Raw genomic sequence first — 10,929 nt, 5'->3', positions numbered from 1 at the left:
GAGGAATATAATATTAAATTAATATGGTAGATGTAATTTTCAAATAAAGAGAATAGCTGAAACATCAATGACTTAAGTGAACCGCACCTCAAATGTATTAGATAGTTATCTAATACTTGGAGATGCGGTTTTATTATTTTGGGGTAACTAGTTCTATTAGCATAATAGCGATGTGCTAGTTCTAAAAACTCAAGAAAGCTTTAGAATACTATTATAGTTGGTCAAGAACATGAACTAGACATCTAATTATTTCAGAGGATTTCTCGATTTGCTCTGGATCAAAATCTGAAAGGTTCGCATTAAGAATATGTTTTAGTTTTTTCTCTCTTTCTAAGTGACAATTTAAACCACTAGGCGTAAGTTGGACATTGACAACTCTCCGGTCGTTATTTGAACGAACACGCTCAACGTAACCAGCCTGTTGTAATCCATTGATTAATTGAGTAATGCCAGCGGCGGTAGTTTCTGCTCGATCAGCTAATTCTTTGACTGACAATTCGCCTTCTTCAGCTAATACTTTAAGGGTTCGAGCATGGACCATTGAAACTGCCCCTAATGTACGAGTAGCTCGCCCTCTTAAACGTCCATCGGCTGCAGTCAGACTATATATAGCCTGACTAAGTTCGTCTATCGCAGTTAACTTATTTGAAGAATTTTTCATAACATCACCATTTTCCCATTAACTAAGTACTTAATTATATGGAGTTAACATTAACATATGAAAAAGAGTAGAGTCAAATTAAGTAGAGACTGGCTATTCATTTTCCAAGCAATATTATATATCCTCACCTTAAATCATCAATAAAATAATAAGACGACGTGGTTTGTAGTCTTGACAAAAGTACATATTATACTTCATTATTTTGATTAAGTACTTAATTATTAAGTACTTAATCAAAAGCGTAAAGGATGATTATTATGACTCAACGTTCACAATCTCAAGGATGGGCTTTAGATATAGCCCTTGCACTTGGTGGGTTTGATGCTTTGCATCCTGAAGCAAAGGCAACTATGGAACAGTTAGGACACGATCACACTGATTTTGATAAAGTTTTTTCTCAAGTAAAGAGTGGAGCAATGATACCAAAAGCATGGGCGACGGTTGCTTCTCAGGCTCAAGAACGTGCAAAACATTATGAACAAAAAGGATTCACTGTTACTGCTCGTGATCTATATCAGCGAGCTGCTGTTATGTGGGGACGTGCACAATATTCATATTTTAATGATGATCCACGAAAATTGGCATTTCGAGAACGTTGTAACGAATGTGTGGCAGCTATTTCATCACTTGGAGGAGGAACAGTACAACGTATAGTACTAGAATTTGAAGGCAAACAGATATATGCACTACTTCATTTGCCCTCAGGTGAAGTTCAGAATGCACCAGGAGTAATATTAGGTCCAGGTATGGATATGATTAAGGAAGACTATATACAAATTGCACAACGTTATTATACGTCTCGTGGTATTGTAGCTCTATCAATTGAAGGACCGGGTCAAGGTGAATCTGTATCTGAAGGTCTAAAAGTTGATTTGACTAATTACGAACGCGCCGTTAGTTGTTATATCGATTTCCTATCAAAACGACCTGAGGTTGATTCAAAGCGTATTGGATTTTTTGGTATCAGTATGAGCGGGTATTGGGGGATGCGAGCTGCTGCGAGTGATAATCGTATAAAGGCTATAGCAACTTTTGAAGGTGTATATGGTGAATTTGATACCATCTTTAACAGAGCGCAGCCGAGTTTCAAAGCAAATTTTATGTACATGTCTGGTTACACGGATGAAGTTGCTTTTGAAAACGAGTTGAGTAGCCAGATGAACCTGTGGAAATTGGCGCCAAAGATTACTTGTCCAGTCTTCATGGGAATAGGAGAATTTGATGAACTTACCCGTTTGGAAGAAGCATTAAGTCTTTATGAGTTTGTAGAAGCACCAAAGGAGATATGCGTCTATGAGAATGAATTTCACCCGCTTGGTGGAGTAGCTGCAGAAATTTTTCGTTTTGGTGCAGAGTGGGTGGAACTTGCACTTGAAGGAAACTTTAAAGCTAACCATGATGAGCGTTATTACATGCATCGTGATGGGGGTGTTACTGAAGGGACAGCTTTTCCAACTTATTGGCTTGGTGCCCAGCCGGCGGAAATTAAAGCACGCAAAAAGTGTAATAAATTAAACGCTTGTAATAATTAACAAATTTATACTGATTAAAAAAGAAAACAACAAAAATAGTATGTAGCTTTTTTACACTATTTTTGTTGTTTTCTTCAAATTTTTAGACTCCTGATAATTATGGACATTGATGAGGATATTCAAAGTGCGGAAGACTTCGAATCGCTGAAAAACACGGAGGAAAGTTACAGGAAATGTTAAGGGATTTATTATTTATAATTAAAGTTGGTGCTACTTCTTTATTGCATTAGATAGCAATGTAATTTATAATACGTTCAAATGATTAAATTCTTAAACGGAAGGTAATGTTAGCGAAATGAACTGTAATGATAAAGTAATGCATATTTTAGAAAATTTAAGACCATGTTTCCAAGGGTTGGGAGATCCAACTCGTCAGCAAATTGTATCGCTTTTAATTGATAAAGATAGCTTGAATGTGACGCAAATTGCGGAGCATATTCCCATGTCAAGACCTACTGTATCTCATCATTTGAAAATATTGAAACAATCAGGGTTACTTCGAGTTCAGAAAAAAGGCACTGAAATGTATTATTGTCTTGAATTTAATGAAACAATAAATCTTTTAAAAGAACTTGTTTCTTTAGTTGAAGATGAATGTAAGAATTAGGTACTCATTTATAGTTTAGGGACACCTTTTGTCCCTTTTTTTAGCGACATTATGTTAAAACGTTTAAGTTTTTAAACATTTAAACTTATGATCTCACACTAATTAAAATGGAGGTTTCAGATGAATAAGAAAACAGTATTAATTGTTGGTGGGTATGGTGTTGTTGGTAGTCAAATTGCTCAAATTTTACATGATCGACATCCTGATTTGGAAATTAGATTAGGAGGAAGAACTTTAGGGAAAGTGTTACCTTTTGAATCAGATAGAGTAAAAATAGTCACTGTAGACAACACAACAGATGATCCGTTAAGAAATTTGGATGATAATTTCACATTAGTTGTTAATGCGGTTAATGACCCGCAAGATAGACTACTTCTATCTGCAGTTCAAAAAAAAATTCCATTGGTTGACATTACTCGTTGGACTGAACGTTTTAAGAGTTCTATTGATCGATTAAAAAATGTTGAGGTCCAATCCCCTGTTGTATTAGCTTCAGGGTGGATGGGAGGGACAGCAGCTCTTTTTGCTAAAATGTATTCAAAAGAACTTCAAGACGTTACGGTTGATATCAACGCACTATATTCTCTTCAAGACAAAGCAGGACCAAATTCAACAGCATATATGGACCGGTTAACGATTCCATTTGAAGTCAAAGCTCGAGAAGGAATGCGACAGGCTTATCCAATGACTGATCCAATCAAAGTCCGCTTTCCCAACGGTTATATAACCAAATGTTATCGTTTGGATACTCCTGATCACGTAACCCTGCCAGAATCAATTCATGCTGTTTCGACTAACTTCCGGATTGCTTTTGATAGTAAAATATCTACATATGGACTGGTTTCTCTGGTGAATACAGGAATTTGGAAACTAATCAGTGGAGAAAAATTTAATGACTTACGAAAAAAAATTCTTTATAAACCCGGAAGTGGAAGTGCACATAACATAGTTATTCACCTTAAAGGTTATGATGCTAATGGTGTATTGCATAGACGATGTGTGAACATATCAGATCCGTTAGGACAGACACATCTTACTGCTTTAGGAGCAGCTGTCCAAGCAGAGAATATTTTACAAACATCTGATATTGTGGTTCCGGATGCTAAAATTTACTTTCCGGAAAATTTATTAGATTTGGGTATGAATGCATCTGTAATTTTAGATTTTTATAGGGAATATGGGGTTAATATTACGAAAGAAAATATATAAAAGGTATCGTTCTATTCGTGGTAGTACACATATGGCTATCAAGCAAAGAAGAGCAAATACCCCGAATAACTTAATGGCAGTTTAGTTTAATAAGAACCAATGGTAAAATGATGAGAATTAATTATGCTATGGGGCTGGTCAGTTGTAATTTTATAAAGGAGTTGCGAAAAGTTGAAATATCGCAAAGCAAATATCGATGATATTGATAAATTGGTCGAGTTAAGAAAAAAGCAATTAGTTGATGAGGGGATAGAACCTAATATAGATATTGGTAGAGAACTATATGCTTCCTTTAAAAATAAACTAAGTGAAGGTACTTTAATTCAATGGCTAGTGGAAGATAATGAAGAAACTATAGCTTGTGGTGCAGTAATTTTTTATGAATTTCCACCTTGTTACACCAATAAGACTGGAAAAAAGGCTTATATCACAAATATGTATACTAATGAAAATTATCGTGGGCAAGGAATCGCAACAAAGCTGTTAACTAAATTAGTTGATGAAGTTAAGATTTCAGGTATCTCACAAATATGGCTTGGGGCTTCAAAAATGGGTAGACCAGTGTATAAAAAGTTTGGTTTTATGGAAACTGATGCATTTCTAGAGTTAGGGTGTTTGTGCCCATCCACCGAAAAAGGGGAATAAGACAAGATATTCCAATGTGGAAAAGTAACTCTAAAATCAACCTTTATTGTATATTTTGGAGTTACTTGACGTTTACTTTTCTACGGAAAGTTGACACTTTTATCCTATGCCTAAAGGCGGATTGAATTCCTGCATAGGCTTTCCAGTATCACTGAATTTGTAAAGAAAAGTTGTGAACAATTGAAAAAATAATGGCTGAAATAATGAAAGGTGAGAAGGAGTATATTTCTAATAAGCGAAATATTATATTGTGATGTTTTATCCTAAATTATTTGTAAAGGTGGATACATAATGACAGTAAAGAAGCTTTATTTCCTCCCAGCAGGTCGTTGTATGTTGGATCATTCTTCAGTTAATAGTACACTTACACCGGGTAAACTACTAAACTTACCTGTTTGGTGCTATCTTTTGGACACAGAAGAGGGACTTATTTTAGTAGATACAGGTATGCCAGAAAGTGCTCTTAATAATGAGAATCTTTTTAAAGGTACATTTGTTGAAGGACAAGTTTTACCTAAAATGAATGAGAACGATAGGATCATAAATATTTTAAAGCGTGCCGGATATGAGCCAGATGATCTTCTTTATATCATTAGTTCTCACTTGCATTTTGATCATGCAGGAGGAAATGGCGTTTTTACAAATACACCAATTATTGTGCAGCGTGCTGAATATGAGGTAGCACTCCACAGAGAGGAATATTTGAAAGAATGTATATTGCCGAATTTAAACTATAAAATCATTGAAGGGGATTATGAAGTAGTGCCAGGTGTGCAATTAATATATACACCGGGACATACGCCAGGGCATCAGTCATTATTAATTGAGACGGAAAGATCAGGTCCAGTGTTGCTAACTATTGATGCATCATATACGAAAGAAAACTTTGAAGATGAAGTACCGTTTGCTGGATTTGATTCGGATTTAGCTTTATCTTCAATAAAACGTTTAAAAGATGTTGTTAAGAAAGAAAATCCGATTATTTTCTTTGGACATGATATGGAGCAAGAAAAGGGCTGTAAAGTGTTCCCAGATTATTTGTGATATAGCATATAAAAGCCATGGGCTCGTTTGAGGTGACCCCCGAAGGTTAGCTCATGACTTTTTGTTTTGGGGTGTTATAAAATTCTTAAGTTGATGGGCATGGGGTAATAATATGAATTGGAGGTTCCTTTCTAAGAGTAGGGAGTCTCTTTGATCTTGCTACCAATAATCAAATGATATGTTAATTAGATTTGATTATTGTATGCATCGTCTTTTCTTCAATAAATATTAAGTGATAAACTTCATATGTAGTATATAAGGAGATTATCTCATGGGTTATTTGCAAATATTAGATGGGGAGTATTTGACACCTACATAACCTAAGAATTTAGATAAAAATGAGGTTCCAATTTGGTCTACTACATTATCTGAATTAAAGGTAGCTACGCAAAATGGAAGTATTCCTGATCTTGTACAAAAAGGTGTGGTAGCCCGAGAAGGAAATGGACTTGCTCCTGGTGATGATACATTTTATGTAATGTTCACATTTGTAGATAGCGGTGAAGACCAAAATGTATTTCAAGGAGATGCATTGAAATTAAATTGGACTTTTAATTCCATGCAAGCAAGCGGTGAAGAAAAGTAAGAGTAGTAATTTGCATACTATATGTTTGAGACGTATAGTATACGAATGATGAGACTTTTTTATCCATAAAGAAAAGACACCCTAAGGTGCTATCCTCTCACTTGAACCATCTTAAAATTAAGATGGTTCAAGTGAAAAGAAGTATAAAGTATTAATAGGGATGCAAATTTCAAAATAAAAAATACGTTAAGTAAACTTTCATTCGAAAATTCACATTAAGCAATAACGTTTAAAAAGTAAGTTTATAAAAAATAATAAGATGTTTATAAATGTAAAACCTACAGGAACTTTTCCTGTGGGTTTTTTAAGTAGTTTTTACGAAATTATGAGTGTTTTTTATTTTGTATTTCAATAAGTTCATCTTGTACCATTTTTATATAATATTCTTTTTCTGTTAGTTCAAATATAAATAATGCTTTTTTCCAGTTATAAACAACATCTTCTACATTGTGTTGTTTAATCTTTAATAAACACTGACCTTTTAAATAGAATAGTTCACCTAATAGGTATAAAGTATTTAGATTAATTGCTAATTTGATGCCCCTATCAATGTATTTTATTGCCTCTTCATGTTGATATGTGAAGTCTAAACTTTTTGCTAAATTGAAAATGATTTTTAATTTAATTTCTTTATCTCTAGGAAAATCTAACTTATTAAAATTAGTTAAACATCTTTTTAATATCGTAATACTTTTTTCATATTCTTTATTTTCCCCATGAAATATAGCCATTGTCTGCATAATATGTATTTCTCTTTCTGATAAAAAATCAGAATTGGTTAAAGTTAGTTTTAACGCATGATTTAAAAGAGTTAAAGCGGTTTTTGTTGATCTATTTACCTCAAATATAGCAATTGCTTCATGCCATATTAGAAATTGTTTCTCTTCGTTTGTTTGAAAATCATTCAAGTTTTTCTCTTTTTTTACTATTTCATAAAGTTCTTTGTATTGTTTTTGTTTTAAGCAATCTTTTATTACGTATTTTACATTTTCTACATATTTTAATCTTTTGTTTTGAGTTAGTGCAAATATATGATTCGGATCAATGCCAAGTCTTTCTGATAATTGATATAACAATATGCTAGATGGATAAATCACACCTTTTTCGATCTTGCTAATTTGACTTTGTGAACATATTCCATGACACAATTCGGATTGTGATATGTTTTTTTTTATTCTAAGTTCTTTAATGGTAATACCCAAATCGTTAAATTCCATTTTTTCACCTACTATTTAGGACTGTATTAGTATAAGAGCTTTCTCTAACTTTTAATGTAATGTAAAATTAATATATTTACAATTATTATTTGTTTTAAAGGAATTACCGTTTCCATAGGATGGTGAGGCTTTTATTATGTACAAAAAAAGACACCCTAAGGTGCCTTCCTCCGACTTGAACCACGTTCATTTAGTATAAACTTATCCGTATTATCCCTTTGTTATACGTGTAAACACACCCTATAAAACAGAATCGTCTATATACACCAGATTGTTAGTTTACAAAGTACAAGAGATTTGAGATCAGTATTAGAGTGACGCGACACCTTCCATAATGATTGGTATGTTACGTCTTTCAAAAGAATCTGCTTTATAGAATGTATCCACGTTTATTATTTTACTATATATAAAATTCATTCGGTGTATTTTTTCCAGATATGTATAATTGCATAAAGTTGATGGGAAAATCAGAGTATAATTTGGATTGTGTAATAAAGATAAGGCCCACCTACGGAAATAGGTGGGTTTTTGTTGGGTATTACTATCTCATTGCACACAAGGGAATTTCTATTAAAATCATAGCATATTTTTATAGCTCTTATATTGAGAAATAAAGAAAAGACACCCAAATAAGAGTGTCTTTTCCCATAGTATTTTAGCAGAAGCAACTGCATCCAATAATGATTAAAAGTATAAAGAGTACAACGAGTAAAGCAAAAACGTACTATTCTACATTATCTGAATTAAAGGTAGCTACGCAAAATGGAAGTATTCCTGACCTTGTAAAGAAAGGTATTGTAGATCGAGAAGGAAATGGATTTACTCCAGGTGATGATGATACATTTTATGTAATGTTCACATTCGTAGATAGCGGTGAAGACCATAATGTATTTCAGGGGAGATGCATTGAAATTACATTGGGCGTTTAATTCCATGCAAGCAAGCGGTGAAGAAAAGTAAGTGTAATAATTTGTATACCCTATGTTTAAAACTGTAACAAGAAGCATAAGATGGCCGTTTTGATCAACTTATTCCTGTTTAGTTTGCGGCCAACGTATGCTTCTAATATGTATACAACAAAAATAACAACTAGCGCCTCGTAAGAGGTGCTAGTTGACGTGAAATTCGTTATTGATACTGAAAAAGGATCTTTTTTTAAAAAAAATCTGGCCCATTTCTATATTAAGTGTAGTTTTTTCTATACTTAATTAATTTTATATACTGAAATAAATTATTTGTTAAATTTTTTTATCTACCACCAAATCCAGGTTGCATAGGGGCAACTTGGGGGAACATGACCCCACCACCAGCACCACCAGGTGAAAGTTGAGAAGCTGCAACTGGCGCTAATCCAAGACTAACATTTCCACCAACTACATTAGGGAATACAATTGTAACCACTTCGTTCCCCATTTGATTAAAAGCTACTCTAAAAATAAAAACACGCGTTCCTGCTTGAAGTTGTTGACCATTAGGTAAAATAACAGACTGAGGAAGAATATGAAACTGACCTACTAAATTTACAAATGATTGTTGTCTAGGATTATTTGTATAATCATATGAGTATTCATCATAATTTTGTTGATACATAAACTTTCAGCTTCTTTCTATTTTAAATTTTAATGGTTATATAAACCTATATATTCATTGGGCTTTTTTATAGTAACTAGACAATAATACTAATTTTAATAAAGAGGTTTCGCCAATAAAATATGAATTTCGTATGTTAAGAAAGCTTCTTAAACGACTGTTCTTGGTTTTTATTAAGAAATCTTTGTTATATCAGGGGTTAAAAGCAATCATTTTCTTTATATCCTTTAATCTGTATGTATGAAATTTATCATAAAATAATGGCCAGCTTATGGGTTAATAATTAATACATGACCAACGTATGCTTTCGACCCCGTTGAATAATTAGGTAATCATCTACAAAAAGAAATGTTTTTTGGCCAATTTATGGGTAAAGTGACAAAAACGTATAGTATACAATTAAAAGAACTTTTTCAAAATTTGAGGAGTTTATCGTGAATGGTAAAGCTCTTCATAAATATATGGGTGAGAAAACTGATGACAATTTCTCTTTTAAAATACATCGTAAAATATATTTTACGATGTATTTTGTTGTATGTTGGAGAGTGGAGAGTATAGGAATATTAAATAATTGTTCAGCTTTTGAGATGCCTTGAGGGAATTTAGCACCTTACGCTAGCTTTGCTGCTTTCCTGGCCCCTTTAGCCTCCAGAAGTCCTAATCTAGTTATGTATTGGGGAAACGGTGAAGAAATAGAATCTTTAGTTGATAGTGAATTTTTATCTTAATGTGGAAGAAAAACAGTTTTGGAAGGTGCTCAATTTTATACCATATTCATTGGCAAGGGAGAGAAAAGAAGTAAACAATCATGAATGAAAAGGGGGAATATACTATATTACGACAAATGAAGCCTTTGAATATGTAAAGTAGAAAAAGTAAAAGATCACCTGTAAAGGGCGGTTGAAAATTGGTCTTACTATTTATTTTTTAAAGCTTTTTTTAAAAGTGTAACTATTTGTACTAGCTTATTCTATAAGAGTGAGGTTTAAAGCAAGAAAATAAATTTCGGTATTATGTGTAATGAATTCTTCTTTTTCATGAACGGATAAACCACTTTGTATGATAGCTGTAATAATAAAACTACTATTTTATCGGAATACATTTCCAAATGATCTATTACCATCAATTTAATATTTTTCAAGTTTCCCAAAAACTGAAGTAATTACTAAAGTCTTTATAAGGAAATAGAAAGCTTTTTAATTCTTGACTAATATCTTCTAGATTCCCATATATATTATCTGTTGCTAAATTAATTTCCTCATTAAAATTATATAGCTGTTCATCTACATAACTGAATCCCTCACAGCAATTATTATGTATCAAATTAGATATAAATGGTTTTATTTTCAATACATTTTCTTCATTTAGAATAAATTTATCCCATAACAGTCCCAGTATTATTTTTACAGGTAATTTTTTATCATACGTTCCTTTTATGTTTTTTAATTTAGGTACGATGTCAACCAACTTATCATTACTAGATAGAGAAACTTCTATAATTTCAATAGAAGGGCTATCTAATGCTTCAATTGTCTGATCAGCCCAATCAATTATTTCAGTTTTTGAAAATAAACCAATTTGTAACCCTATACTCAGAACCTCAGCTATTATTTTTATGTTATCCATATATGCAACTCCTTAGATTTTCTGATAATTATACATCGTAGTAACCTAAATTTCAAAAGGTTGTTGCTAGTATGCAGTAACTAAAGGGATTTTTAAACCTAGGATTTCTCCATATTGTTATCAAGCTAAAAATTGAACTAATCACCACTTAACGTCCTAACGGACTGTTTGAAGTGGGAGATTCCTGCGAACACCGATGTATCCATCAGTTA

Annotated in this window: 9 protein-coding genes and 3 pseudogenes; 7 read left to right on the top strand and 5 right to left on the bottom strand. The window is 32.8% G+C overall.

The annotated features are described in order from the left end of the window. Window positions 1-211: 211 nt before the first annotated feature. A complete protein-coding gene (locus QO049_RS29860) occupies window positions 212-661 on the bottom strand; it encodes a MarR family winged helix-turn-helix transcriptional regulator (protein WP_000798525.1) in 450 nt (149 codons plus the stop codon). 257 nt (window positions 662-918) lie between these two features. On the opposite strand from QO049_RS29860, the gene QO049_RS29855 reads away from it, so the two are divergent. The 6 genes and pseudogenes from QO049_RS29855 to QO049_RS29830 all read left to right on the top strand — a co-directional run. Continuing rightward, window positions 919-2,193, top strand: coding sequence for an alpha/beta hydrolase (locus tag QO049_RS29855; RefSeq protein ID WP_284489785.1), 1,275 nt, complete (start codon window positions 919-921; stop codon window positions 2,191-2,193). 295 nt (window positions 2,194-2,488) lie between these two features. Then, on the top strand, window positions 2,489-2,800 hold the full coding sequence (locus tag QO049_RS29850; protein WP_000995770.1) for an ArsR/SmtB family transcription factor: 312 nt from the start codon (window positions 2,489-2,491) through the stop codon (window positions 2,798-2,800). 120 nt (window positions 2,801-2,920) lie between these two features. Further along, entirely contained in the window at window positions 2,921-4,009 is a 1,089-nt protein-coding gene (locus tag QO049_RS29845; RefSeq protein WP_284489784.1) for a saccharopine dehydrogenase family protein, read from the top strand. A gap of 171 nt (window positions 4,010-4,180) precedes the next feature. Further along, window positions 4,181-4,654 (top strand): GNAT family N-acetyltransferase, encoded by a 474-nt coding sequence (locus QO049_RS29840; RefSeq protein WP_284489783.1) that lies wholly within the window; start codon window positions 4,181-4,183, stop codon window positions 4,652-4,654. A gap of 291 nt (window positions 4,655-4,945) precedes the next feature. Further along, the gene (aiiA, locus tag QO049_RS29835; RefSeq protein ID WP_284489782.1) at window positions 4,946-5,698 is read left to right on the top strand and encodes a quorum-quenching N-acyl homoserine lactonase AiiA; all 753 of its coding nucleotides are present in this window, start codon (window positions 4,946-4,948) and stop codon (window positions 5,696-5,698) included. A 325-nt stretch (window positions 5,699-6,023) separates the two neighbouring features. Continuing rightward, window positions 6,024-6,284: pseudogene (locus QO049_RS29830) on the top strand (TasA family protein); the annotation flags it as partial. Window positions 6,285-6,607: 323 nt separating this feature from the next. Here QO049_RS29830 and QO049_RS29825 read toward each other — a convergent pair. Next, a complete protein-coding gene (locus QO049_RS29825; protein ID WP_284489781.1) occupies window positions 6,608-7,501 on the bottom strand; it encodes a helix-turn-helix domain-containing protein in 894 nt (297 codons plus the stop codon). A 655-nt stretch (window positions 7,502-8,156) separates the two neighbouring features. Beyond that, window positions 8,157-8,219: pseudogene (locus tag QO049_RS29820) on the bottom strand (YjcZ family sporulation protein); the annotation flags it as partial. A 10-nt stretch (window positions 8,220-8,229) separates the two neighbouring features. Between QO049_RS29820 and QO049_RS29815 the strand changes: the two are divergent. Beyond that, a pseudogene (locus QO049_RS29815) lies at window positions 8,230-8,461 on the top strand (TasA family protein); the annotation flags it as partial. 288 nt (window positions 8,462-8,749) lie between these two features. Here QO049_RS29815 and QO049_RS29810 read toward each other — a convergent pair. Together QO049_RS29810 and QO049_RS29805 are read right to left on the bottom strand one after the other, a co-directional pair. Further along, entirely contained in the window at window positions 8,750-9,091 is a 342-nt protein-coding gene (locus QO049_RS29810; RefSeq protein WP_098405739.1) for a hypothetical protein, read from the bottom strand. Between the two features lie 1,137 nt (window positions 9,092-10,228). Then, on the bottom strand, window positions 10,229-10,717 hold the full coding sequence (locus tag QO049_RS29805; protein WP_246963526.1) for a hypothetical protein: 489 nt from the start codon (window positions 10,715-10,717) through the stop codon (window positions 10,229-10,231). Window positions 10,718-10,929 lie beyond the last annotated feature (212 nt).

Source organism: Bacillus sp. RB3 (assembly GCF_030164735.1).
GTDB classification, from domain to species: Bacteria; Bacillota; Bacilli; order Bacillales; family Bacillaceae_G; genus Bacillus_A; species Bacillus_A cereus.
The sequence above is the reverse complement of the archived record's forward strand: the minus strand, read 5'-3'. Positions and strand labels throughout refer to the sequence as shown.

Excerpts from the sequence above, each read along its gene's own strand:
- QO049_RS29860 (WP_000798525.1), bottom strand. The coding sequence starts at position 661 with ATGAAAAATTCTTCAAATAAGTTAACTGCGATAGACGAACTTAGTCAG.
- QO049_RS29805 (WP_246963526.1), bottom strand. The coding sequence starts at position 10,717 with ATGGATAACATAAAAATAATAGCTGAGGTTCTGAGTATAGGGTTACAA.
- aiiA (WP_284489782.1), top strand. The coding sequence starts at position 4,946 with ATGACAGTAAAGAAGCTTTATTTCCTCCCAGCAGGTCGTTGTATGTTG.
- QO049_RS29855 (WP_284489785.1), top strand. The coding sequence starts at position 919 with ATGACTCAACGTTCACAATCTCAAGGATGGGCTTTAGATATAGCCCTT.
- QO049_RS29810 (WP_098405739.1), bottom strand. The coding sequence starts at position 9,091 with ATGTATCAACAAAATTATGATGAATACTCATATGATTATACAAATAAT.
- QO049_RS29845 (WP_284489784.1), top strand. The coding sequence starts at position 2,921 with ATGAATAAGAAAACAGTATTAATTGTTGGTGGGTATGGTGTTGTTGGT.
- QO049_RS29825 (WP_284489781.1), bottom strand. The coding sequence starts at position 7,501 with ATGGAATTTAACGATTTGGGTATTACCATTAAAGAACTTAGAATAAAA.
- QO049_RS29850 (WP_000995770.1), top strand. The coding sequence starts at position 2,489 with ATGAACTGTAATGATAAAGTAATGCATATTTTAGAAAATTTAAGACCA.